Raw genomic sequence first — 25,123 nt, 5'->3', positions numbered from 1 at the left:
CACGCCGTGCCCGCAAGCCTGCGCCGCGCGGAAGAACAGGACAACCTCGGCAGCCTTCACGATGCGCAGCGCACCGCGCGCGATGCCCAAGCGCAACAGAACGCCGCTGCGGCAAACAAGCCCGTTCAGGTGCCCCAAGCGGAGTGGGACCAGGGCGTTGCCGCTGCCCAGCGCGCCCATGCCGGACAAGGCTTGGACGAGGCCATTGCGCGCGCATCGCTGAGCGGGCAGGTGGACGGCGCGGCGGCGCCTCTCACGCGCAGCACCCCCGGCCTGACGGCATTCGAGCAGACCCTTGCCGGGTGCGACACCGTCACGCTCGGTCTGGTGCGCACAAGCCAGTTTGATCTGACCCAGGTGCAGACATTGCCTGCAGCGGAGCGCGTGTGGTTACTCGGCTCGCTCTCCAGCGCAGACGCCGCGTTTACCGACCCGCGTCGCACCGGGCAGGTTGCCGGCCGGCTGCAGCAGCTCGCCATCCTGAAGCTGGCCGGCGTGACGCTCGACTGGAACGACCCGGCCGTGCAGCGCGATCCATTTCCGTGGGCAGCACAGCACGCCACGCCCGAGCAGAAGCAGATCATGGGGCGCTGGGTGGCAGCCGCCGACGATGCCCGTGTGCTGTGGGTGCAGAAGCACTGCAATGCGCAGGCGCCCGCAGGCGACCCGCGCGATCCATCGCACATTGGCGCCGTGCAGACCGCCATGCAGATCGTGGCCATCAACCGAAACAACGCGCTCACACCCGCAGCCGCTGGCGTCATCGATCAGATGACGGCGTCAACGTTCGGGCCCGCGTTCTGGACCGATCAGATTGGGCAACTGCTCAAACCTTCTGAGCGTGACACCGGCCTGCAGACGATTGGGCTGGTGCGTGTCGGCCAGTTCATGAAGCAGTTGGCGCCCTATATGTCTGGCGCAGATGCGAGCCGCGCGCTCGATTGGATCAAGGCGAACTACAAGGAAGACTGGTTCGACAACAACCCGGAAGCACTGTCCGATGCGGGATCTTGGTACGAGGGCGTTGCCGCGCTTGTACAGGCTGCTTTGCCGGAGAAAAATCGCGGCGCCGAGTTTGCAACGTGGCTGACTGGCCCGCAATCGACGCTGGCACATTACGACAACACCACGCGCGATACCTTGCTCGCCAGCGCCCAGCAGATGGGCGCCAACGGCGACCAGCAGCTTCCCGAAGCGTTGCGTACCGCGCTCAAGCCGGTCGACCCCGAGGCGGCACAGCGCCTGGATGACTACTACCAGGGCGGGTTGCAATCCTTCGTTGCGGGCAAAGGCTACCTGACCCGTGACGACCGGACGTCGTATGCGAAGACGCAATGGGCCGCTTACCAAGCGCTTCCCGACCATGCTGCGGAAGGGCAATTGCAAACGCTGGTGGGACGTATCAGCGAGACGCCTTATACGCCCGGGTCGACCGCTTTCCACAATGCGCTGGGCTTGTCGCTCGGCATGACGAACATCGGTACGTCGACCGATGCCCAGGCGCGCGCCAACCGCGTCGACCAATGGCTCAACACGCCAGGAGCGCCGATCGACGCAGCCACGGAGTGGTTTACCGGCGACCGCTTGGCAGACGCGGGCAACGTCATCGGTGCGTTCGACACGGCGATTGCAAATGGCATCCAGGCGGCCGACGCCACGGCGTTCAGAAACCGCACACCTCGAGAGCGGTGGTCGCTCACCGTCATGCCCATGCGCGCTTATGGCGAGCAGTCCGGGCAGACGCAGATGGCGCTCGTGCGCGTGCAGGGCGACCGGGGTACTACGTTCTACGTCGGCAGCCGCGGCGGCAGCGCCGACGACCCAACGGCCAAATCCAGCAGCCTGGACGACTTCCGCACGCAGACCGCATTGACGACCAAGGACTGCCTGGTCATGCCGAAAGGTGGCAACGTTGCGCGCAGCGGTGCCAATGGCGCGATTGCCATGGAGACGGTGGCCGGCCACATCAACTCGACGCTGGATGACATCAACGACACGACGGGCATTCCGATGCTGATCGGTGGCGTGGCCCTGGGCGTGGTGGCTGCGCTGTCGACAGGGCCTGTGGGTTTGGCGGCGGAATTGTTGATCGCGCTGCCTACCGCCACGCTGGGGTTGGCCAATCTTGCGAACATGGCTGGGCATGACCGCTCGCTTACCTCGGGCGAGGCCATTGGCGCAGGGCTGATGGTGGCCGCTGCTGGAGGTGCAGCCGTCGCGCGCACGCTCGACTGGGGTGCAAGCCTGCCCGCGGCGGCGCGCTCCGGTGCCGAAGTGTCGGAAGCGTCCGGTGTGCGCGCGGCAGGCGCAGTCGACGGGGTGGCCGAAGCCGTGACAACCGCCGATGCGCGTCCTGCTCTTGCACGGGCCGCTCAACGGCTGCGCGCGGTGTCAGGCGTGGCCGGCGGGCTGCAGGCGGCGCAGGGGCTGCAGCAACTGGCTGCCGTGTGGGACGACCCCGAGCAACGCGATCACGCGCTGTTCATGCAGGTGATGAACTTTGCCGTCATGGTTGGGATGGCGCCGCTGATGGGTGGTGTGCGTGCGGTGCGGGAGCGGCGTGTTGCAGTCAATGCGGGGCGGGCCGATACCGACGCTGTTCGCACCGTGCCGGGCCATGCCGATTATGCACAACTGGGCGAGAGCAACATCCACGTGCCGCCGGCCATGCTGGCCCGCATGCAAGCGGAGGAGGCGGTAAGCAGTGCGGATGCGACGCGGCACACGAATGCCTCTGAGCGCGTTGATGCGGAGATCGATCCCGCTGTCTTTCATCCGCATTTGGAGGCAGGAAGAACGCGCGCGCTGCGTGCAGACGGCATCGACCTCGATGTGCCGGCTTCGCTCCGTGACAGGGCGCCTGCATTGCGCGAGCTGATCGGGCAAGCGACGCAGGCTTCGATGTCAGGCGGCGCATTGAGTGACTGCGTTGATGCTGTACACCTGATCCATCGCCCCGGCCAGCGAGGCAAAGTGATCGGTAATACCGCAAGGATGGCGTTCTACGTGACGGACGAGGGAGAGCGGATCATCGAGATGGATGCCGCAGCACTGGATGCGCCGTTTGAGCAGAGACTCACTGGGTTGTGTGAAGAGATCGTCCATGCGCAGCGCCACGCTCGCCGTACGGCGCTGTATGGGCCTCGCTATTCGGACAATCTCAGCGTCAATGAACGCACGGCAATGCGGTTGGCGCGCATTCGTGCGCTGGCGTTCATTGCTCGGGAAGTCGGATTCGATGACCCGGATTGGACTGGGCGGCTTGCTCACGACGACGTGTTCTCGAAAGCGCTGTCAGATGCGGCGGATGCCGCCACACGCGCAGAAGGCAAGCTGTTGCCCGAAGGTATTCGGCGAGCCTGGTTTGAAGCGGGGAGCGGCTATGACGAGCCGCGCCAGCCGGAGGCTGAAACCAAAGAGATAAAAAAGGCACAGGCCAAACGACTGGGCAAAGGGTTCACCGCCTTGTGCTTTTCTCTGGCCGAGAAGCTCGCGGTCTTCCACGCAGAGAACGCCTCGCAAGCCAACCCATTCGCGCCGCTTGATATGCAGAAGATGGTGAGGATGCCGCTGTCCGATGTGCTGTTTGACAAAAATCAGCTTCCTCGCAATGTCCTCCCAGACGGCGTCACGGGCTTCAGCCTGTTGCAGGCGATGCGTTACGTCGATACCTTGCGGGGCCGCTTTGCCTCCATGGCGCCCGTCGGTAAGCAGGACATGTTGGCAAGCATGCCTTTTCAGGAAGCACTCCTGCCCATCCCGGACGGTGACCACCAGGCGTCCATCAACGATAACCTCGCGATCCCGGTCGGGGAATACGGAGAGCAGCTTTCCGCCGACATCATGCGAGCCTCAGTCGTCATGAAGAATGCCGCCCGCCGGCTTCTGGCGCATGAGGTTTTGCAAATGCAGACAAAGGACGGAGAGCTGATTGCTCACACCGACTTGGGAACCGCGATGGGCGTTTTCCTGGATGGAATCGACTCGGTGGCCAATGCAGCCATTCAATCGCTGGCCAGGAAGAACGGCGGGCCAGACGACCCGATTCAGGCGTTGCGCCTGATCATCGAGCACAAGATTCCCGATGAACTCGCCTTGCGATTCGGTTTCGGAGCGCTTGGGCCAACGCTGCTGCAGGGACGCGCATACACCGATCTGATTGTCTGGACTGACGGAAAGCCTGTGGTGAATCCAAAACTCAAGTCGGCTATCCGTCAGCAGAACAATGCGCTGACAGACGACTACGCCTACACAAATAAGCCAATGACTGGGCAGGGATGCCCAGTGCGCGGCATCCAGGTGCTGAGCGAGGCCTTCCTGCAAATTGTCGAGTCGTATGCGCAACAGCGGGACGCGGGCGCTTTCGTCCCGTTAGAAGATGTCAGTCAGGCAAAGACTCCTGCCCCCAGTCGCTTCACCATCCTTTCCGAAGAGATTCCGACCGCGCAGTTGCTGCGCGATCACGCAGCATTCAACAACGTCAACCTCGATCTGCTCGACCATGCCGATAAGTGCCTCAGAGAGGTCCAACTGGAGCTGATACGCGCAGAGGGTATCGTTTCCGACGAACTGCGCTCGCGCTTTCTTATCGCGATGCACGATCAGAAGTTGGCCGAAAGCGAGCGTGCGGTCATCCTTGCGGCGGGCGCGTTGCGCACTCACCTCGCCGAAAGTGGTGTGCCGGAGTCCATCACGGACAATCTGCTCGACATCCGTGAAGTCACAGGGCTTTTGGATGATGAGGCTCTGGCAACGTATGCCATGCTGATCCAACGGCTCAACACCAGACGCGAAGAGCAGCAATCTGTCTTGGCCGATAACCAAGCGCTGCGCATGGATCTGGTGGCAATCGATCAGGCTGGCGAGGGGGCTGGCAGCGAGAGCCGGGGCGCGACGGGTGACACAAATGGGCCCAGCGAGGGAGGGCCGGCCGAGCCTGGAGCCGCTCACGATATGCCACCGCCAGTGATCCCGCCCAGTGATTCCTCTCCATTGAGCTTGCCGGACGATGAAGGCGGTGAAGGCGGTCGGGAGCTGAGAGGTGTTGCGTCATCACTCACCGCCGCCTTCGATCGCGACCGAGACATCCATCGATCCGTCCGTTCTCTGGGGCTGCCCCAGCGCGATGTCGCTGTTGTGGGCAATTCGGTTGTCGACATGCTCGGGTATCAGGCGGATCGCCCTGCCGAGCCGACCCACCTGCTGGTGTCGGAGGAACGCTATCGAGCCCTGCGAGAAGGAGAAGGCTGGACAGAGCAAGCACGCCCGGATGGTTCCCGCATTTTGACCGCGCCGGGTTTCCACGTAACCACATCTTGGGCCGGGCAGGCGTTGCCAGACATTCATGCTGCTGGCAGCGGTTATTGGGATCAAGGTGTTCGCGTGGCGGACCCAGGTCTCGCCTACGCGCAGATGCTCAGGCGGCAGGCGCCTGGCGATGCACGCGATCTCGAACTGATTCGACAGCATCTATATGGCACGGCAGCGTTGCCGCCGGAGTTGCTGGCAGCCCAGCTGAACTTTGTTCGAGCGTGCATGCAACCGGAGCTTCGTCAGCGCCCCGAACTGCTGGTTGCAGCCAGAAATCTCTATGTGGTGAATGCCTTGTTTGGCAGGGGTGAAGAGGAATTTCTGTTCTATAGCGGCAGCGCGGAGATCAACGCGCTCGCCGCCGCACACGGCTGGGCCCATAGCGGACTGGGCGTAAGAGATGCGCAGTCCAATATCGACATGCTCGACGGCCGCCGTGTGCGTGAAGGGTTGCCGCCGCTGTTTTCCGCCGACGACCGGGTTGCCACCGCCGTCGGTTACGCCGGCCACGATGGGCAACTTGGTCATGGCCGCATGGCGACGAATCCGGAGGGGCACGATGAACGGGTATCCGCCGATATGGTCGTGCGGCAACTGGAGGCCGCTGGCCACACAGATCCCGTGTTTCTCGAGACGGTTTATGAGGGGATCATGTCGACCACGTTCGACGAAGCGACGCGTGGCCAGCTGATCGTGCCGGGCGGGCGTCACCTGCATGTGCAGAAGTTGTTTCACGGCACGGATCTCGCCTCATTACGGCGCGACACCGGGCTGACTACATCCATCGCAAACAGCGTGGAAAACCTCAGCCGCAGAAGCGCTGGTTTCGACCGGCCCTTGGCTCAGTTGATCGAACATCTCAATCGCGAGCTTCCTGCCGAGGCACCGCCATTGGTTGTGACGTCCATGGCGCAGGCACTGGAACTGATCCAGGAACATGGCGATTTTCCGACTACGCGCATGAATGGCGACGCCAGTACGCTGCGCGAGGACTTTGCAGATACGCTCATCGGGTCCAGCGGCTTTTATCGAAATCATCGTCATCCTGACCTGTGGGTGTTAGGTGATACGCAATGGCAGATGCGGATGGGCGACGAGTTGCTGGTTCTTGGTACGCGCGTGAAAGAGGATCCAGGCTTTTCTATCCCGGAGGTACTGACCGAGGCGCAGCGGTATGCGGCCGATCACGCACCCGAGACGACCACGCATGCAGGGCCCGACGTGCCGCCGGGAAGTCCCAAATCCGGCGATGACCCTGAACCGCCGGACCCGCCCACAGGCATCCGCCCCACCGGTACAGATCCGAATCCCAAACCAATGAACGGGCCTGGCGGTGGCGCCGGTACGCCTGAATTGGAAGCCCCGTCGGCACCAGCGACAGGCGTCAATGACGATCACCTCACAAGCAAACCTAGTCCTGACGATGATGGGGTCGGTGCGCCCGACGCCAATCCGCCCCAAGCCGAAGACCGCCAAGCCGAGCAGCGTGATCTGGCACGTGCCGTGGTGACCTTCATCCGAGCCGGAATTGAGCATCGGCGTATGCCCTCGGAACTGATCAGCAAAGCACAGATCAAGCGGGCGGCGGGCGTTGTCGATGCGCTATCGAGGCGGCTTGCTTCGCCCGATGCGCAATGGCGAGGTCGCCTTGCCGGGCTCGCACAGCAGGATCGCGCATTCGTGGAGGGGATCCTCCAGGACCTCCGGGCACTGGCGTCCCCTTCCGCGCTGACCAACAAAGCTGGAGAAAACACGCACGAGCGGTATGCAAGGCTGACGCGCGACCTCGATGTCGCACGCAAATATCTGGATGCTTATAGCGGCTATCTGCAGCGTGCCGTGCTGTCGGCCGGTAAGCCGTGTGCGCTGCCGCCCCATTTGTCGCTGGCGCGATCGCTTGCGCAGACGAACACCGCCCGCAATCTGCTCAACGTTGTGCAGAAAAGGCTTGAGCACGTTCAGCCTTACTCCAGCCGTGAAGAGCAGCGGAGTGCAACGCAGTTAGTCCTGGACCAGTCGGCCTTGAAGATCTATTCGGAGCCGAGTTTGACCACGCTGCCTGCAAAGGAGCAACTGCGCTTTGGTGATCTTGCGCAGCGCGCCAAGCAGTTGTCCCGCTGGCTTAGAACCCGTGATGGCGTGGCAGACGAACGTGCGCGGGCAGCCTATGAGGGCGCGCGCAACGAGCTGGCGGCCGCCGTACAAACGTATAGCAAGGAACTTGCGCAGCGCGCTGATCTGGAGTCTTCCAGGCTGGCGTTGTTCCAGAGGGTATATGCACGCGACGGCTCCAAGCCTGCCGAGGGGGCTTCCCAACCGCTATCTGATAAGCCGCATTCCATCGAAGACGTGATCAGCCACATCGAAAACGCCTGGGAAAAACTCGGGCAAATGATCGAGGAACTTGAGACAGTATTCAACGCCGATGCGAGCGGCATGTCGGATTCGGCCATCCACAAACTGCTCAGGCGCGCGGCGGCGCGGATGGAGGAAGCCACGGCCGAATTTGGCAAGACGATCAAGGGCTATGCCGATGCCTCCAGCGCGAGCGGTCTCGAGGAATCGCGCTCGGCTTTCGAGAAGGATGGCGACCAAGATGTCGTCGTCATTAACAAGGAGTCGACCGTCACGCAGGATCTGGTCGCCACCTACAAACGGATGGTCCAGTTCATGCACGACCATCTTATGAAGATCGATTCACTGCAGGACATCGAAGCACTGGATGCCCCGCTGAGCGCACTGCTGGGGGAGATGCGGCATTGCGAAGAGCGGCTGCGCTCAGCGCTTGTGGAGAGTACCGACGGAACCGGGGGGACTCAGTAGGGGAATGTTGGAGCGCAGCGGTAGGAGAGGGCTTCGGGAAAACGCCGGTCGCGCAAGCTTGCGGCGTTCCCGCCCGCCTGCGCGACCGTGCTTCTCATATCGGGGGGCCTATCAGCGCGACCACCTCAACGAAGGGTCGCTGATAAGCGCTTCCAGTCCACCGCTTGAGTAAAGATCCGCTTGCAGCATCGCCTTGCCGGTGGTCGGGTCGATCACGTCTCCCAAGGCCTGCTGGACCGACGTGACCGGATTCGATGGGTCCATCACGCTCTTGGGTGCCGACTCGACGTCATTGACGGCGGCTAGAGCGTTGTCACGCAGGCCCGCCAGATTGGGCGTATGCGTGATCGCCACGTCGATCACGCCCTGGCGCTGCACTTGAGTAGCGTCCCGCATGAGCGGCTCCAGTTGATTCAACTGGTTGAATCCCCACGTCATGTGCTGCGTGGCCTGCGTTTGCAGGGCACCGCCGAGGTTCTGCATGTTGCCGGCGGCAGTGCCATCCTGCTCGAGCGTTTGCCGGGTGGTCTTCAGCTCGTCCAGGTCACGCGTCAGGTTGACCAACGCTGCCTTTTTTTCCGGGGTGCCGGGCAGGTATTGCGCGACTGCCTGCATGTCCTGTCGGGTCTGGTCCAGCAGCGGTGCGACTGTGTTGTGCGCATAGCTGTCGGTGTCCATCACGGTGTAGGGGCTGCTGTTCTGTGCGCCGACAATGTTCCTGACGTCGTCCGCGCGCTGGGTCTCGACTTGGAAGTCGGCCAGGAAGTCTGCCGGCTTGCCGTCCGCCATGTAGTTCCGGACCCTCGCCTTGAGGGCTTCGCTGCCGCTGTTGGCCTCTGCGCTGACCACGTCCTGAAACTGCTGCGTCTGCGAGTGGACCTCGCGCAGCATGTCGGTATCGAGCTTTCCGGCACGCGCCTGGGCGACCAGCGTGCGGCACGCATCCTCTGCCGCGCTGACCTGCTCGCGCTCACGATTGACGGCCTCCATGGCCGCGCTGGCGCCGGGCTCGGACGTCTTCGTGGCGAGCAGGTTTGCAGTCGTGAGCACTTGCGATGGCCCGCCGTTCAGCGGATGCGAGGCGTTGAAGGTCCTCAGCGTGTTCAGCGCGGCCGTGGTTTCCGGCGCCGGGGCGTGCGCTTTCCAGTAGCCGATGCTGGCTCCGTCGATCATCGTCATGATGGGCTCGTGTAGAAAAATGACCGACCCAGTCTAGTCACGCTCGGGCGGCAGCAGGCCTACGAACATTCCGAGGCTGTGCGGCCTGCTGCCCTCCACTGGCTACAAGGTATCGGAGTGGCCTGGCGATGCGGTCGGCACGTTTCGATCCCTCGTACGCGAGATTTTTCGGCGCCCGATGTCCCGCTCATCGCGAGCACAAGCGACGCGCTTCAATAGCTCGGGGCGGGGTGCGCCCGCGTCGCCGTCTCGGTATGCGGCTCTTCACGGCGGCTGATACGCATGGAAAGACCGCCGGGTGCGTGTTCCTCGATGGGAGTGTGAGGTGCGGTCGACCGTGTCGGTGCAATCGGCATCCTCCGTTCCTGAATGTATGCACCGCCCGCCGATTCCGCTACGGGAAGGTGCGGCCGGCAGCCAGCCGCAATGTCGGGCTGCCGCAATTGCTCCAGGAGCCAGTTTGGATCATCGGCACGCAGTGTCTGCGCGAGCGCATCCATGCCCTGCTGAAGCGGCGATTCGGGGCTGCCGGATTTTTGCGTTGTGGCGCATTGCGAGGCGTACATCGCATCGAGCAGCTGCGCTTTTGCCGCGCCGAGCGCGTCCTGATAGGACGCCGTGGCCTGGTTGTCCGATGGTGCGCGCTGTGCGGCGGCGGCCTTGAGCTGCAGGTCGGCATTGACGCCTTGGACCAGCTCATCCAGTGCAGGTTGGCGGGCCAGGGTGGGCGAGCGATCGGCGTCGGGAAAACGGGCTGTCAGCATTGCAATTCCTCAGTTGGGGGATGGCCGCAGTCTAGTGATGGCAATGGCCGTTCACGACTACGGAAAACGGCGGAATCGCTTCGACGGCCACTCGTCCCGGGTTTGCATCCAGCCACGACGATGCTCCAAGCGCACATACGTTTCAGAACGCAAAATATGTACACAAAAAACGCATGGAATTGTTGACAGAAAAATGGCGCCCCTCCAAGATTCCGGCAAATACGCGGCATCACGCCGCATGAATGCTGGCGAATGGAACCCGCCCCATCCGCCAAAAGCACGCTCCCGGCATTGACACGGGGGCGGCCCCAGGAGACAGACAATGCGCCAATCCCCCGGCCAACCCTCGCCCTCTTCGTCGACAATCACCGGCGCCGTTGCCGATCCCGTCAACGAGTTTCTGCCATTGCCGCGCCTGTTTGCGCTTGGCCTGCAGCACCTGCTGGTGATGTACGCCGGCGCGATCGCTGTGCCGCTAATTGTCGGCAATGCGCTCGGCCTGTCGAAGAGCGATCTCTCGTATCTCGTTAATTGCGACCTGTTTGCGGCTGGGATCGGTACGTTGATCCAATCGCTCGGTTTCCTGATCTTTGGCATCCGTCTGCCGGTCATGATGGGCGTCACGTTTGCGGCGGTTGCGCCCATGATCGCCATCGGCGTGGAGCCCGGCATGGGGCTGCCCGGCATCTTCGGGGCGTCGATCGTTTCCGGCGTGTTCGGCATTGCCGTTGCGCCGCTGATGGGGCGGCTGCTCGGCCTGTTCCCGCGCGTGGTGACGGGCACGGTCATCATGCTGATCGGTTTTTCGCTGCTGAGCGTCGGGATCAACTGGGCCGCGGGCGGCCAGCAGATGATTCCGCAGGTGGTGGATGGGGTGACGCACATGGTGCCGAACCCGGCGTTTGGCGATCCGTTCGGCCTGGCCATTGCCGCGCTTGTGCTGGTGACGATCCTGCTGCTGACCAAGTTCGGCAACGCTCTGCTGTGCAACATCGCCGTGCTGCTGGGCATCGTGACGGGCACGCTGGTGGCGGCAGCGTTCGGCAAGGTGTCGCTGGCGGATGCGAGCGCGGCGCCGCTGATGACGCTGGTGACACCGTTCTACTTCGGCATGCCGAAGTTCGAGCTGTCGGCCATCATCTCGATGTGCATCGTGATCGTGATCACGCTGGTGGAGTCGACCGGCATGTTCCTCGCGCTGTCGCACGTGGTGGGCAAGCCGATCTCGCGCAACGAACTGACCAACGGCCTGCGTGCCGACGGTCTGGCGACGGTGGTGGCGGGGGTGTTCAACACGTTCCCGCATACGTCGTTCTCGCAGAACATCGGGCTGGTGTCGATCACGGGCGTGCGCTCGCGCTATGTGGCGGCGGCCGGCGGGGTGCTGCTGATCGTGCTGGGGCTGTTTCCGAAGCTGTCGTACGTGGTGGCATCGGTGCCGCAATACGTGCTGGGCGGGGCGGGCATCGTGATGTTCGGCATGGTGGCCGCAGCCGGTATCCGCATGTTGGGCATGGTGGATTTCCAGCAGCAGCGCCATAACCTCCTGATCATCGCGGTGTCGGTCGGCTTTGGCATGATGCCGACGCTGGCGCCGGCCTTCTTCCATCACTTCCCGGACTGGACGCGCCCCATCACCCACAGCGGCATCGTGATGGGCACGCTGGTGGCCGTGGTGCTGAACGCCTGGTTCAACGGCATCCGCGGCTCGCATGAAGTCATGCACGGTGCGGCCGCAGCCGCGCATTGAACATCCAACGCCGCGCTTCAACGCGGCTCAGGTTTCTCCGGCAACCGAGACGCGGTATGCGGTGTGCTGCCGGTAGACCTGGCCCGGGCGCAGCATGACCGCTTCCGCATCGGGCATGTTGACCTGGTTCGGAAACGCGCTCGCTTCCAGACACAAGCCGCTGCGTTGCGCGTGCGTGCCTGCCAGCATGTGGCCCGAATAGAACTGAAGCCCGCGCTGATCGGTGAGCACGGTCAATTCGCGGCCGCTGCCGGGTTCATACAGCCGCGCGACCGGACGCACATGCGGGCGATCGTCCGGTGCCGTATTACGCAGGACGAAGCAGTGGTCGAACCCGCCGGCCTGCGCCAACTGCGCGTTGGGCCAGTCCAGCCGCGCGCCAATGGGCGCCCCCTGCCGAAAGTCGAATGCCGTGCCCGCGACGTTCATTGCTCGCGTCGGGATCAGCTTGGCATCGACTTCCAGAAAGGCATCGGCATCGATCGACAGGATGTGGCCCCGGATGTCGGTGCCGGGTCTGCCGCTCAGGTTGAAATACCCATGGCTGGTCAGGTTGATTGGCGTGGGCGCATCGGTGCGGGCTTCGTAGTCGATCGACAGCGTGCCATCGTCGTCTAGCGCATAGCGAACCCGCACGGCGACATTGCCGGGGAATCCGGCATCGCCTTCCGGAGACGTGAGCCGCATGACCAGAGCGCCGTCTTGATCCTCGGCGTCCCATAGTGCCCGATGAAAACCGCTCGCGCCACCGTGCAGCAGGTTGCCGCCCTCGTTGCGGTCGAGCACGTAGTCGATGCCGTCGAGCGTAAAGCGCGCGCCGGCAATCCGGTTGGCCCAGCGCCCGATCAAGCCGCCCAGATAGCCGCCCGATTCAAGGTAGGCGGCAGGCGTCGCATGGTTGAGAAGAATCTCGCCCAGGCGCCCGCTGCGATCCGGCGCCTGCCAGGAGACGAGCGTCGCCCCCAGATCGCTGATCGAAACGCGCATGCCCGAGGCATTGCGCAGCGTGAACAGCCGAACCGGTTCACCGTCCGGCAATTGCCCCCATGTTGCTGACGAGACGGTGCCGTCGAGCGGCGCGTGTGCGGACAGCGCTGGCGCGATGCTCATGATTGGCCCTCTGTGACGGTGCGTTCCTGATATTCGCGTGGCGTGCAATCCAGCTCACGGCGGAATACAGCGTGCATGTATTGCGCAGAGGTAAAACCGCAGCGCACCGCCACCTCGGCGGTGGCGACATCACGGCTGGCCAGCATGTGCTTGGCCGCGTCGAGCTTATGGCGAAGGATTTCCTGATGCACGGTGCAATGCAATTCACGACGAAAGTGTTCTTCGAGCGATGAGCGCGAAATACCGACGTAGTCCGCGACCTGCTCGGTCTTGATCCCTTGGCAGGCGTATTGCCGAATGAAGTGCCGCGCCCGCATGACATACGGGCTGGCAAGCGGCTGATGGCGGGACGACGCCAGCACATTGATGCCCACGGGTGGCACGAGAATCTGCCGACCTGCCAGGCGCGCGCCGCCCAGCATCTGATGCAGCAGATGTGCCGCGGTGCGCCCCATCTCCACCGTGCCCTGAATGACCGATGACAACGGGATGCGGCTCAAGGTGCGTGTGAGCGGATCGTTGTCGATGCCGATGATGGCGACTTCCTCGGGCACGGCCAACCCTGCCGTCATGCAAGCCTGAAGCAGGTGCCGGGCCCGTGCATCGGTGACGGCAATGATGCCGATGGGCTTGGGCAAGCCCCGCAGCCATTCAATCAACTGACCGATCGCCTGATGCCAGGTCGGCGCACTGGTCGAGAGGCCCCGGTAAATCTCCTGCTCAATCGGGGCGGTGGGATTGTCCTGCCGGCGCAAGCGGGTAAAGGCCAGTTCGCGCTGCTGTGCCCAGCGGTTCTCCGGTGCCTGGGGCAGGCTGTACAACGCAAAGTGCTGCAGGCCGGCTTCGATCAGGTGCCGGTATGCCAGTGAGACCAGCTTGCCGTTGTCCGTTGCGACATAGGGCTCCTTTGCCGGGTATTGCGCTGCATCTTCATACGATGAACCGACGGCCACGACCGGCAGCGGGCAACCGCACAGCGCCTCAGCGACAGCGGGGTCGTCGAAATCCGCAATGATGCCATCGCCATCAAAGCGCTCGATGCCGGGCAGCCGGCAGCGGAAATCCTCTTCGAGAAACAGGTCCCACGTCACGCGCGTGGAGCGCATGTAGTCGCCAATGCCCGCGATGATCTCGCGGTCATACACCTTGTTGGCATTGAACAGCAGCGCAATGCGATGAATGCGCGCGTGCTGCGATGGATCGGACGGTTGACGGTGCATGGTGGCTCGGGCCGCTCGCGGTGGCAGGGGTTGCCAAACGGCTGCAGCGCTGGGGCGTGCTGCTCGCTTGCACATTCTATTGGCTACATGGGGCGCTGTCAGACGATCGCAGCTGGGTGGCAAGAAATGTTAGGGCGGTTGGGCAATTTCGTAATTGCCCGTGCCGAGCGGCCGCATCACCATGCGATGGCCGTCGAGCCGGGCGAGATCACGATTGCGGCGCACCACGCGCACCGTCGGCCTAAGGGTATCCACCAACAATAGAAGATGGAGTGAGACATGAAATCGAACCAACGCCGTAGTGTTCTGAGGGCCGCCTTTTGCGGCGCAATGCTCGCCAGCCTGTCGATTGCGGCGCCCCTGGCGCACGCCAGCAAGGCGCATCCGGAGATTGGCTTTTGTATTGACGACCTGCGCGTGGAGCGCTGGTCGCGCGACCGCGATTACTTTGTCGCTGCCGCAGAAAAGCTTGGCGCAAAAGTGTCGGTGCAATCGGCGGATGCCAGCGAGCAACGTCAGATCTCGCAGATCGAGAACCTGATCTCGCGCGGCGTCGACGTGATCGTCATCGTGCCGTTCAACTCCAAGGCGCTGACCAATGTGGTGGCGGAAGCCAAGAAGGCCGGCATCAAGGTGGTGTCGTATGACCGCCTGATTCTCGATGCCGACGTCGATGCCTATATCTCCTTCGACAACGAGAAGGTGGGCGAACTGCAAGCGCAGGGCGTCTACAACGTCCGCCCCAAGGGCAACTACTTCCTGCTGGGTGGCGCCCCCACCGACAACAACGCGAAGATGCTGCGGCAGGGCCAGATGAAGGTGCTGCAGCCGGCCATCGACCGCGGTGACATCAAGGTCGTCGGCTCGCAATGGGTGCCCGAGTGGAGCGCGTCTGCTGCGCTGGGTATTGTTGAAAATGCGCTGACAGCGAACAACAACAAGATCGATGCCGTGGTTGCCTCCAACGACGGCACGGCCGGTGGTGCGATCCAGGCGCTGGCTGCGCAGAAGCTGGCCGGCAAGGTACCGGTGTCAGGGCAGGATGCGGACCTTGCCGCCGTCAAGCGCGTGATTGCCGGCACGCAGACGATGACGGTCTACAAGCCGCTCAAGCTGATTGCCACTGAAGCCGCGCAGCTTTCGGTGGCACTCGCCAAGGGTGATAAGCCCAAGTACAACGCGCAGTACGACAACGGCAAGAAGAAGGTCGACACGGTGTTGCTGCAACCCACCCAACTCACGAAGGACAACGTCAACCTGGTGGTGAAAGACGGCTTCTACACGCAGGCTCAGATCGGCGGCGGCCAGTAAGGTCGCGCAGCCAGGGCCACTTCGTGCCGGCGACGAGCCAACGCTTTGTCGCCGGCCGCGTTCGTACCTCAAGGACGAGGCATGTCTGAACCTCTGTTGCAGATGCGCGGCATCGTCAAGACGTTTGACGGTGTGAAGGCGCTCGACGGTATCAACCTGGTCGTGAGGCCGGGCGAGTGTGTTGGCCTGTGCGGCGAAAACGGCGCCGGAAAATCGACGCTCATGAAGGTGCTTTCGGGTGTGTACCCGAGCGGCACCTGGGATGGCGAAATCCTCTGGGAGGGGCAGCCGCTCCACGCGAGCGGTATTCGCGACACCGAGCGGGCGGGCATCGTCATCATCCACCAGGAACTGATGCTGGTGCCGGAATTGTCGGTGGCTGAGAACATCTATCTTGGCAACGAGATCACGCTGCCCGGCGGCCGCATGAACTACGCGGCCATGTACCAGGGCGCGGACAAGCTTCTGCGCGACCTGAACATCCAGGGCATCAACGTCGCGTTGCCCGTGATGCACTACGGCGGCGGCCATCAGCAACTGATTGAAATCGCAAAGGCGCTCAACAAGCGCGCCAGGCTGCTGATTCTGGACGAGCCATCGTCGTCGCTTACGGCGGCTGAAACGCGCATCCTGCTCGATATCGTGCGCGATCTGAAGGCGCGCGGCATTGCGTGTGTCTACATCTCGCACAAGCTCGACGAGGTGGAAGCGGTGTGCGACACGGTCACCGTCATCCGTGACGGCCGCCATGTGTCGACCGCACCCATGCACGATCTGACCACCGATCGCATCATCGCGCAGATGGTCGGGCGCGAGATCACGCAACTGTTCCCGCGCGAACCCCATCCCATCGGGGAGGTGGTGTTCGAGGCGCGCAATGTGACGTGCTACGACGCGAACAACCCGACTCGCAAGCGGGTCGACGATGTGTCCTTCTCGGTGCGTCGGGGCGAAATTCTTGGCGTGGCCGGGCTGGTCGGCGCAGGGCGAACCGAGCTGATGCAGGCGGTTTTTGGCGCGTACGAAGGCGCAAGCGAGGTGGAGCTTGTACTTGACGGAAAACCGTTGAAAGTCCGCGCGCCGCTTGACGCCATTCGTGCGGGCATCGCGATGGTGCCGGAAGACCGCAAACGTCACGGCATCGTCTCGCTGATGAGCGTCGGGCACAACATCACGCTTGCCGTGCTCCAGCGTTTTTCGCGTCTCGGGCGCATCGATGGCGCGGCCGAACTCGATACGATCCGCAAGGAGATGCGGCGGCTTGCCGTGCGTGCCGCGCATCCGATGCTGCCCATTGCCAGCCTGTCGGGTGGCAATCAGCAAAAGGCAGTCCTCACTCGCATGCTGCTTACCGAGCCGCGCGTCCTGATTCTGGATGAGCCGACCCGTGGTGTGGATGTCGGCGCCAAGTACGAGATCTACAAGCTGATCGGCGACCTGGCCAAACGCGGTATGGCCATCATCGTCATTTCATCAGAGCTGCCCGAAGTGCTCGGTATTTCGGATCGCGTGCTGGTGATCGGCGAGGGCGAGCTGCGTGGCGATTTCGTGAACGATGGGCTGACGCAGGAACACATTCTGACCGCAGCCATTCAACCGGTGCGGCACGCATCCACTTTTCATCAGGTAGGCCACGCATGACTTCTCAGACGAGCCCACAAGCCGCCGGCGGGGTGGACCCTTCGCGTAGCACGCTCAAGGCAACCCAGCGCCTGAGGCAACTCTTCGCACGCTACAAGATCCTGGCGTTGCTGATCGCCGTGGCCGCGATCTGGCTGTTCTTTTCAATGCTGACCGACGGCGCGTTTACGTCGCCTCGCAATCTCTCCAATCTGCTGCGGCAGATGTCCATTACGGGGATGCTGGCCTGCGGGATGGTGTTCGTCATCATCGCGGGCGAGATCGATCTCTCCGTCGGTTCGCTGTTGGGCTTGCTTGGCGGCGTGGCTGCCATCCTGGATCAAGGACTGGGTTGGCCCATTGTCGCGACGGTGCCTGTGGTGCTGCTGCTCGGCGTGGCCATGGGTCTGTTCAACGGATGGTGGTCAACCTACCGGGGCGTTCCGTCCTTCATCGTTGGCCTGGGCGGCATGCTCGCGTATCGCGGCATTCTGCTCGGCCTCACACATGGCTCGACGATTGCGCCGGTGTCGGACAGCTTCGTGCTGATCGGCCAGGGCTATCTGCCGCGCCGGGTGGGTGACCTCATGGCAGTGCTGATCTTCTGCCTGTTGATCTTCGTGGTGATCCGGCAGCGCCGTGAGCACAGCCGCTATGAGCTCGACGTCGCACCGCTCTGGCAGGACGTCGCCAAGTTGATTGCAGCGGGCGCGGTCATTGTTGCGTTTGTCGCCACGCTCAACAGCTATGGCGGTATCCCGGTGCCGGTTCTCCTCGTTCTGGCACTGCTGGGTATTTTTTCGTGGATCGCCAGCCAGACCGTGTTCGGACGCCGTATCTACTCCGTGGGTTCAAACCTGGAGGCCACGCGCCTGTCGGGCATCAACACCGATCGCGTGAAGCTCGCCATCTTCGGGCTCATGGGCCTGATGTGTGCGTTTGCCGGCATCGTCAATACGGCGCGGCTTGCTGCGGGCTCGCCCTCCGCCGGAACCATGGGCGAGCTGGATGCCATTGCGGCCTGCTTCATCGGCGGCACGTCAATGCGCGGCGGCGCGGGCACGGTCTACGGTGCGCTGGTCGGCGCGCTCGTCATGGCCAGCCTCGACAACGGCATGTCCATGCTCGACGTTGACGCCTACTGGCAGATGATCGTCAAGGGCGGCATCCTCGTTCTCGCCGTCTGGGTGGATGTCATCTCGCGCTCCGGCCGTCGCTGAACCAGCGCTGCGGGCTTTATCTCTTTTGCTGTAACTGGAATCTCTTATGTCTTATGCAATTTATCCGAGCCTTGTTAACAAGAACGTTGTGATTACCGGCGGCGGTAGCGGCATTGGTGCCGCCATCGTCGAAGGCTTTGCCAAACAGGGGGCGCGCGTTACGTTTCTGGATATTGCGCGTGCGGACGCAGAAGCGCTGGCAGCGTCGCTGGGCGAGTGCGTGCATCCGCCGATCTTCCGTTATTGCGACCTGCGCGACATCGACGCGCTGAACACCACGTTCTCGGACATTGAGGCCGACACCGGCCCCATCGAGGTCCTGATCAACAACGCTGCGAATGACGACCGCCATCAGATCGGAACGGTGACGCAAACCTATTGGGACAACCGCATCGAGGTGAACCTGCGCCATCAGTTCTTCTGCGCGCAAGCCGCGCTGCCCAGCATGAAGAAGCTGGGGCGCGGTGTGATCCTGAACCTTGGGTCCATCTCGTGGCATCTTGCCCAAGCGGACCTCGCCATCTACATGACGGCCAAGGCCGGCATTGAAGGCCTGACTCGCGGCTTGGCGCGCGACCTCGGCGGATTCGGCATTCGCGTCAATTGCATCGTGCCCGGCGCGGTGCGCACGCCGCGGCAGATGGCGCTCTGGCAATCGCCCGAGAGCGAAGCCAAGCTGCTGGCGGAGCAATGCCTGCATGAGCGTGTCGAGCCGGAACACGTAGCCCGCATGGCGCTGTTTCTTGCATCGGACGATGCCGCACGTTGCTCGGCGCGTGAGTACTTTGTCGATGCCGGGTGGTACGGCGGATGACGGCACCGATCATTCCGGAATGCGTCTGGGGCGTCGGCGCAACGCTTGGGGAAGGCGCGGTGTGGCACGCGGCGTCGCGCTGCGTGGCCTTTGTCGATATCAAAGGCAGACGGCTCTACCGATATGACCCCGATACCGCTGTGCGCCGCAGCTGGGTCGCACCCGGCCAGATCGGTTTTGCGCTGCCCTGCGTTGACGGCAGCTGGGTCTGCGGCGTGCAGGGCGGTCTCTACCGGTTCGATTTCGCAAGCGGTACCTTCAGCCGCATGCTGCCTGTCGAGACTGATCGGCCGGGAAACCGCCTGAACGACGGCTATATTGATCGCACCGGGGCGCTGTGGTTCGGCTCGATGGACGATGCGGAGCGCGAGGCGAGCGGGCAGCTTTACCACGTCGGTCTGGATGGCCGACTCAGCGTGCGCGATTCAGGCTACGTCATCACGAATGGCCCGACCGCGAGCCCCGATGGCCGCACGCTGTATCACACAGACACCTTGCAGCGCGTGGTCTATGCCTTCGACCTTGGTGACGACGGCAGCCTGGAACGCAAGCGCGTCTTCACCTCGATTGAGGGCACCGGCTACCCGGATGGCATGGCCGTTGACGAGGAGGGGTGCGTGTGGGTCGCGCTGTTTGGCGGAGGACGGATCGAGCGGTTCTCGCCCGACGGCCGATGCATCGGGCGCGTCGACTTCCCGTGTTCCAACATCACCAAGCTCGCATTTGGCGGCGATGACTTGCAGACGGTCTATGCAACCACCGCCCGAAAGGGCCTGACGGAAGAGGCGTTGCAGCAGCAGCCCCTTGCCGGCGGATTGTTCACGTTTCGCGCGCCGGTCAAGGGACTTCCTTCCACGGACTGTGCCGTGGCGTTTTCTTGGGCGACAGCTCAGCCCTGACGGACAAGCCCGCGTGCCGCCAGGTTGCGATACAGGGCACGGACACCGAATGTCCACGGCGCGATCTCTGTCGACAGGCGCACCGTGTTGACGAGCGCGCCGAGTGCAGGCGCGCTGATCGTCACGCGGTCGCCGAGGTGGTGCGTAAAGCCGGCACCAGGTGCGTCACGGTCCTTGATCGGCGAGAACATCGTGCCGAGGAACAGCATGAAGCCGTCCGGGTATTGATGATGCGGCCCGCAGGTCTGGGCGACGAGATCGAGCGGGTCGCGGCTGATCTCGCTCATGTGGCTTACGCCGTCGAGCGTGAAGCCGTCGTCCGCGCCTTCAACACGCAGCGATACCTGCGTCGCCCGGATCGTGTCGATCGTGAAGCGCTCGTCAAACAGTCGCACAAATGGGCCGATCGCGCAGGAGCCGTTGTTGTCCTTGCATTTGCCCAGCAGCAATGCGGAGCGCCCTTCGATGTCGCGCAAGTTCACGTCGTTGCCGAGCGCTGCTCCGACGACATGGCCGGCGCTGCTGACCGCCAGCACAATCTCCGGCTCCGGGTTGTTCCAGCGCGAGGCCGGATGCAGGCCCACGTCGGCGCCGAAGCCGACCGCCGACATCGGCTGCGATTTGGAGAACACTTCCGCATCGGGGCCGATGCCGACTTCCATGTATTGCGACCATGCGCCCCGGCGCTGCAGTTCCTCCTTGAGCCGCATGGCGGCATCGGAGCCGGGCTTGATCTTGGAGAGGTCCGAGCCCACCACACCCACAATCGACTCGCGCACGTCGCGAGCCTTGGCCGGATCGCCGCCAGCCTGTTCTTCGATCACGCGCTCGATCAGGCTGACCGCAAACGTCACACCGCAGGCTTTGATTGCCTGGAGGTCGTTCGGCGCAAGCAGGGTTGGTGCACTGCCCGTGCGATCGGCGGCCAGGGAGCGTTCGACAAGCGTTTCGACGCGGCCCAGGTTTTCGCCCGGTGCCTGCCGGGCCACGGCCAGTGCGTCAGGATGCTCGAACAGATCTGCCACCGTGGGCACGGCTTCCGTGATGTCGAACACGACACCGTTGCGCACCACCACGACAGAAGGCCCCTCGCCGCTGGCAGTCGTACGCCAGACCCGACCAACGAGCGTTGACTGCTCCAGATCGTGCGGCAAGTAGTTGGCGATGGCGGTCATGTGTACTCCGGAAATTGGACACCCTTGTTGCCAAGGAACCCGCGTGATCGTAGAGATGGCGGTGCGGGGTGTCCAACACGGTGACGTAATTTCCAACCTGTTGGACAATCGAGCCAATCATGAGCGGAGCAGGTTTCCAGTGAAGACAGACTACGAGGTGCCAGCACTCAAGCGCATTCATGACGTGCTGGAAATACTTTGCGCGGCGACGTCTCCCGTCCGTCCGGCCGCATTGGCGCAGGCGACGGGCATGTCCAGAAGCACGCTGTACCTGCTGCTGGAGTCTCTGGAAAAGCGCCGCTGGATCGAGAAGCGGGCCGATGGCTATCTGATCGGCCTGACCTTGTTTGAGCTGGGTAATGCCTATTTCCGCCACGACAGCTTGTTGGCAGCGTTCCGGCGCGAATCCGCTGCCTTCGTGGCCACACACAACGAAGTCGTCCAGCTTGCCGTGCTCGACGGCACGGAAGTCGTGTACATCGCACGGGAGGATGCGCCGCGGCCCGTCCGCCTTGTGTCGGATGTCGGCCTGCGCCTGCCCGCGCATTGCTGCGCGCTGGGCAAGGCACTTCTCGCCAGCCTTGATGACGAAGCGGTGTGCGCGCTCCTGCCTGCCCGCCTAACCGCCATGACGGAACGCACCACCACGCGCCGGGCCGATCTCCTCCACGAGCTTGAAAGCATTCGCGTGCGGGGGCTGGCGACGGAGCGTGAGGAGGTGGTGGCGGGGCTGGCCTGCTTTGCTGCGTTCGTCGGTGTCACGCCGCTGGGAAAGCACGTTGCCGTGAGTTCCAGCGTGCCCATCAGCCGGCTGGACGCACGCAGGGAGAAGCGTCTCATTGTCGGTGTTGCTGGCATGGCGGACCGCATCGGCCGCGCGCTGGCGCAGGCGTAGCGCTCGGCTGTTTTCGTGGCAGGTTCCGCTATGATCGCCACTCCTCTTTCCCCTTGCGCGTAGACGTTTCTCAATGACCACTGGCCCAACACCCCCTCGCATGGCCGATGTTGCGCGCGCGGCCGGCGTGTCGAAGATGACGGTATCGCGGGTGCTGGCAGGCGGCAGCGTGTCGCCTGCAACCCGTGCCCGTGTGCAACAGGCCATCGACGCACTCGGCTACGTCGCTACGGCTGCGGCCGGGATGCTGTCCAGCGGCCGGTCGGAATTTGTGGCTGCCTTGGTGCCTTCGCTGGCCAGCTCCAACTTTGCCGACACCGTGCGCGGGCTGACGGATGCGCTTGCGCCGCATGGCCTGCAATTGCTGCTGGGTGACACCGATTACCACCTCGACCAGGAAGAGGCGCTGGTGAAGTCGCTGCTGCGCCATCAGCCGCGCGGCATCGCATTGACAGGGCGCCACCACAGTGCAGGCACGCGCGCGCTACTGGAGCGCGCCGGCATCCCGATCGTGGAGATGTGGGATCTGCCTGAGCGCCCGATCGATAGGGCGGTTGGGTTCTCGAACGCCAAGGCGTCGCTCGCGATGCTGCGCCACCTGCACGAACGGGGCTACCGGCGTATCGGTTTCCTGTGCGGCGCAAGCGAGCTGGACCGCCGTGGCACAGACCGCATGCGCGGATACGCGAACGGAATCAAGGCGCTTGGCCTTGGCGAGCCGCGCGTGATCCGCCTGGGCGACTCGCCCATCACCATGAGCCACGGCGGCCCGGCCATGGCCGCGTTGCTCGAAGCCTGGCCCGATACCGATGCCGTGATGTGCGTGAGTGACATGTCCGCATTCGGCGCCATCATGGAATGCCACCGGCGCGGCCTCTCCGTGCCCGGCGACATTGCCGTTGCGGGCTTCGGCAATTTTGAAGTCGCGTGGTGTTGCCACCCGACCATCACGACGATTTCCGTGGATGCCTATGGCATCGGCCTGCGCACGGGCGAGGTCTTGCTCGATGCGCTCGGCGTTGGCGAGGTCACGGGCGCGCGCAAGCTTTCGCGCATCGACTTCAGCATTGTCGAGCGCGAGAGCGCGTAGCCGGCAGCGCGCCGCCGGCTGTTTCATGCTTTTTCATGCATCAATGCGAGTGCCGTGGATTGCCGCGCGTCTCGATCACGTTCAGATACAGCGTTGCCGGCTCGAGGCATCCGCCCGTTGAAAGCTGCCCGACGAACTTCCGGTAGATTTCCTGCCAAGGCGTTTGTGACTGCGGCACGCTGAATGTTGCGGTTTCACGCCGGCGCTCAAGCTCTTCCGCGTCGACCAATACATTGACCTTGCGCGCATTGAGGTCTACGCGGATGCGATCGCCCGTGCGCAGCAGCGCAAGGCCGCCACCGGCAGCCGCCTCCGGAGACATGTTCAAGATCGATGGACTCGCGGAGGTGCCGCTCTGCCGGCCATCGCCCATGCACGGCAGCGATTCGATCCCTTGCTTGACCAGCGCCGCGGGCGGCGCCATGTTGACGACCTCCGCGCTGCCCGGATAGCCGACCGTTCCGCAGCCGCGGATGACGAGGATGCAGCGCTCGTCGATCGCCAGCGCCGGATCGTTGATGCGGGCGTGATAGTCCTCCGGGCCATCGAAGACGATCGCTCGCGTCTCGAAGACGTTTTCCGCGCCGGGTTCGCTCAGGTAGGTCTGCCGGAATGCCTCGCCCACCACCGACATCTTCATGATCGCGCTGTCGAAGAAATTGCCCGACAGCACGATGAACCCTGCGCGGTGCTTGAGCGGTGCGTCTACAGGAAAAATCACATCGCGGTCGGCCTCGGGGGCGGCATCGGCAATCGCGCCGATCGTGCGGCCCGACACGGTGGGGCAATCGCGCCGCAGCAAGCCGCCCGCGCTGAGCTGGCGCAACACGGCCGGCACGCCGCCCGAGCGGTGAAAGCTCTCGCCCAGGTATTCGCCTGCCGGCATGCAGTTCACCAGAAGCGGAACCGATTCTCCGTGGCGCTGCCAGTCTTCGAGGCTCAGTTCCAGGCCCATGTGGCGCGCGATGGCGATGAGGTGAGGCGGGCAGTTGGTGGACGCACCAAGCGCCGAGGCCACCATGATGGCGTTTTCGAACGCCGCGCGCGTCATGATCTTCGAAGGCCGGATGTCTTCGTGCACCAGGTCGACGATGCGCTTGCCGGTGGCGTAGGCCATCTGCCCACGCTCCCGATACGCCGCCGGAATGCTGGCGCACCCAGGCAGCGACATGCCCAGCGCTTCGGCCAGGCTGTTCATCGAAAGCGCGGTGCCCATCGTGTTGCAGTGGCCGATCGACGGTGACGACGCGGTGGTCAATTCCATGAAGCCTTCGTAGTCGATGTCGCCGGCAGCCAGCCGGTTGCGCGCATGCCAGATGACGGTGCCGGAGCCGACCCGTTTGCCGTCGTGCCAGCCATCCAGCATCGGCCCGCCTGACAGGACGATTGCCGGCAGGTCGACGGTGGCGGCGGCCATCAGGCAGGCGGGCGTGGTCTTGTCGCAACCGGTCGTCAGCACAACGCCGTCAAGCGGGAAGCCGTGGAGGATCTCGACCAGCCCGAGATAGGCGAGATTGCGGTCGAGCGCGGCGGTCGGGCGGCGGCTTTGCTCGGCAAGCGGGTGAACCGGAAACTCCATCGGGATGCCGCCCGCGTCGCGTATGCCGGCCTTCACGCGCTGCGCCAGCTCCAGGTGGTGCCGGTTGCACGGCGCCAGATCGTTACCCGTTTGTGCAATACCGATGATCGGCCGGCCCGACTGCAACTCTTCGCGCGTCAGGCCGTAGTTCATGAAGCGTTCGACATAGAGGGCAGTCATGTCTGCATGGTTCGGATCGTCGAACCAAAGCTGGCTGCGCAGTCTGCGTGGAGGTTGGGTGGGCATGGTGTCTCGGTTGTTATGTGGAACAGAGTTCCCTCTGCGGGGAATCGGCGTGGTGCTTTCCGGAGGCCTGCAGCTATGTTGGTACCGGTAACAAAGCATGGTAGGGCCGGAAGCTGGC

General features: G+C 63.6%; 15 protein-coding genes. 9 read left to right on the top strand and 6 right to left on the bottom strand.

Annotated features, from left to right (window positions below):
* The first annotated feature begins 6 nt into the window (after positions 1 to 6).
* Entirely contained in the window at positions 7 to 8,133 is an 8,127-nt protein-coding gene (locus BM136_RS12660; RefSeq protein WP_175537125.1) for a hypothetical protein, read from the top strand.
* Positions 8,134 to 8,244: 111 nt separating this feature from the next.
* Here the strand turns inward: BM136_RS12660 and BM136_RS12655 are convergent, their stop codons facing one another.
* A complete protein-coding gene (locus tag BM136_RS12655; RefSeq protein WP_092972163.1) occupies positions 8,245 to 9,312 on the bottom strand; it encodes a hypothetical protein in 1,068 nt (355 codons plus the stop codon).
* 212 nt (positions 9,313 to 9,524) lie between these two features.
* Complete coding sequence (locus BM136_RS12650; protein WP_092972162.1) at positions 9,525 to 10,076, bottom strand: hypothetical protein; 552 nt, start codon at positions 10,074 to 10,076, stop codon at positions 9,525 to 9,527.
* A gap of 322 nt (positions 10,077 to 10,398) precedes the next feature.
* Here BM136_RS12650 and BM136_RS12645 point away from each other — a divergent pair, with 322 nt between their 5' ends.
* The gene (locus BM136_RS12645) at positions 10,399 to 11,826 is read left to right on the top strand and encodes a nucleobase:cation symporter-2 family protein (protein ID WP_092972161.1); all 1,428 of its coding nucleotides are present in this window, start codon (positions 10,399 to 10,401) and stop codon (positions 11,824 to 11,826) included.
* A gap of 27 nt (positions 11,827 to 11,853) precedes the next feature.
* Here BM136_RS12645 and BM136_RS12640 read toward each other — a convergent pair whose 3' ends face one another.
* The gene (locus BM136_RS12640) at positions 11,854 to 12,936 is read right to left on the bottom strand and encodes an aldose epimerase family protein (protein ID WP_092972160.1); all 1,083 of its coding nucleotides are present in this window, start codon (positions 12,934 to 12,936) and stop codon (positions 11,854 to 11,856) included.
* Positions 12,933 to 14,156: a XylR family transcriptional regulator gene (locus BM136_RS12635; protein WP_092972159.1), complete on the bottom strand. Its 1,224-nt coding sequence runs from the start codon at positions 14,154 to 14,156 to the stop codon at positions 12,933 to 12,935. The genes BM136_RS12640 and BM136_RS12635 overlap by 4 nt, the downstream gene beginning before the upstream one ends.
* A 279-nt stretch (positions 14,157 to 14,435) precedes the next feature.
* Between BM136_RS12635 and xylF the strand changes: the two genes are divergently transcribed.
* From xylF to BM136_RS12610, 5 genes are all read left to right on the top strand, one after another.
* A complete protein-coding gene (gene xylF / locus BM136_RS12630; protein ID WP_092972158.1) occupies positions 14,436 to 15,467 on the top strand; it encodes a D-xylose ABC transporter substrate-binding protein in 1,032 nt (343 codons plus the stop codon).
* Between the two features lie 81 nt (positions 15,468 to 15,548).
* The gene (gene xylG, locus BM136_RS12625; protein WP_092972157.1) at positions 15,549 to 17,108 is read left to right on the top strand and encodes a D-xylose ABC transporter ATP-binding protein; all 1,560 of its coding nucleotides are present in this window, start codon (positions 15,549 to 15,551) and stop codon (positions 17,106 to 17,108) included.
* Positions 17,105 to 18,307, top strand: a complete 1,203-nt coding sequence (locus BM136_RS12620; protein WP_092972156.1) for a sugar ABC transporter permease — start codon at positions 17,105 to 17,107, stop codon at positions 18,305 to 18,307. The genes xylG and BM136_RS12620 overlap by 4 nt, the downstream gene beginning before the upstream one ends.
* 46 nt (positions 18,308 to 18,353) lie before the next feature.
* Positions 18,354 to 19,121, top strand: coding sequence for a D-xylose 1-dehydrogenase (locus BM136_RS12615; protein ID WP_092972155.1), 768 nt, complete (start codon positions 18,354 to 18,356; stop codon positions 19,119 to 19,121).
* On the top strand, positions 19,118 to 20,020 hold the full coding sequence (locus BM136_RS12610; protein WP_092972154.1) for an SMP-30/gluconolactonase/LRE family protein: 903 nt from the start codon (positions 19,118 to 19,120) through the stop codon (positions 20,018 to 20,020). Before BM136_RS12615 ends, BM136_RS12610 begins: the two co-directional genes overlap by 4 nt.
* On the opposite strand, the gene BM136_RS12605 is transcribed toward BM136_RS12610, so the two are convergent.
* Positions 20,011 to 21,195 carry a fumarylacetoacetate hydrolase family protein gene (locus tag BM136_RS12605; RefSeq protein ID WP_092972153.1) on the bottom strand — a complete coding sequence of 395 codons (1,185 nt, stop codon included), beginning with the start codon at positions 21,193 to 21,195 and terminating at the stop codon, positions 20,011 to 20,013. The two genes, BM136_RS12610 and BM136_RS12605, sit on opposite strands and share 10 nt — an antisense overlap.
* A gap of 139 nt (positions 21,196 to 21,334) precedes the next feature.
* On the opposite strand from BM136_RS12605, the gene BM136_RS12600 reads away from it, so the two are divergent.
* Both BM136_RS12600 and BM136_RS12595 read left to right on the top strand, forming a co-directional pair.
* Positions 21,335 to 22,090, top strand: coding sequence for an IclR family transcriptional regulator (locus BM136_RS12600; RefSeq protein WP_092972152.1), 756 nt, complete (start codon positions 21,335 to 21,337; stop codon positions 22,088 to 22,090).
* A gap of 73 nt (positions 22,091 to 22,163) precedes the next feature.
* On the top strand, positions 22,164 to 23,180 hold the full coding sequence (locus BM136_RS12595) for a LacI family DNA-binding transcriptional regulator (RefSeq protein WP_092972151.1): 1,017 nt from the start codon (positions 22,164 to 22,166) through the stop codon (positions 23,178 to 23,180).
* Between the two features lie 40 nt (positions 23,181 to 23,220).
* On the opposite strand, the gene BM136_RS12590 is transcribed toward BM136_RS12595, so the two are convergent.
* Positions 23,221 to 25,005, bottom strand: a complete 1,785-nt coding sequence (locus BM136_RS12590; protein ID WP_092972150.1) for an IlvD/Edd family dehydratase — start codon at positions 25,003 to 25,005, stop codon at positions 23,221 to 23,223.
* Positions 25,006 to 25,123 lie beyond the last annotated feature (118 nt).

The organism is Ralstonia sp. NFACC01 (assembly GCF_900115545.1).
GTDB classification, from domain to species: Bacteria; Pseudomonadota; Gammaproteobacteria; order Burkholderiales; family Burkholderiaceae; genus Ralstonia; species Ralstonia mojiangensis.
The sequence above is the reverse complement of the archived record's forward strand: the minus strand, read 5'-3'. Positions and strand labels throughout refer to the sequence as shown.

Coding starts and splice junctions, on each gene's coding strand:
- BM136_RS12645 (WP_092972161.1), top strand. CDS start 10,399: ATGCGCCAATCCCCCGGCCAACCCTCGCCCTCTTCGTCGACAATCACC.
- BM136_RS12635 (WP_092972159.1), bottom strand. CDS start 14,156: ATGCACCGTCAACCGTCCGATCCATCGCAGCACGCGCGCATTCATCGC.
- BM136_RS12650 (WP_092972162.1), bottom strand. CDS start 10,076: ATGCTGACAGCCCGTTTTCCCGACGCCGATCGCTCGCCCACCCTGGCC.
- BM136_RS12610 (WP_092972154.1), top strand. CDS start 19,118: ATGACGGCACCGATCATTCCGGAATGCGTCTGGGGCGTCGGCGCAACG.
- BM136_RS12655 (WP_092972163.1), bottom strand. CDS start 9,312: ATGACGATGATCGACGGAGCCAGCATCGGCTACTGGAAAGCGCACGCC.
- BM136_RS12590 (WP_092972150.1), bottom strand. CDS start 25,005: ATGCCCACCCAACCTCCACGCAGACTGCGCAGCCAGCTTTGGTTCGAC.
- BM136_RS12605 (WP_092972153.1), bottom strand. CDS start 21,195: ATGACCGCCATCGCCAACTACTTGCCGCACGATCTGGAGCAGTCAACG.
- xylG (WP_092972157.1), top strand. CDS start 15,549: ATGTCTGAACCTCTGTTGCAGATGCGCGGCATCGTCAAGACGTTTGAC.
- BM136_RS12595 (WP_092972151.1), top strand. CDS start 22,164: ATGACCACTGGCCCAACACCCCCTCGCATGGCCGATGTTGCGCGCGCG.
- xylF (WP_092972158.1), top strand. CDS start 14,436: ATGAAATCGAACCAACGCCGTAGTGTTCTGAGGGCCGCCTTTTGCGGC.
- BM136_RS12620 (WP_092972156.1), top strand. CDS start 17,105: ATGACTTCTCAGACGAGCCCACAAGCCGCCGGCGGGGTGGACCCTTCG.
- BM136_RS12615 (WP_092972155.1), top strand. CDS start 18,354: ATGTCTTATGCAATTTATCCGAGCCTTGTTAACAAGAACGTTGTGATT.
- BM136_RS12640 (WP_092972160.1), bottom strand. CDS start 12,936: ATGAGCATCGCGCCAGCGCTGTCCGCACACGCGCCGCTCGACGGCACC.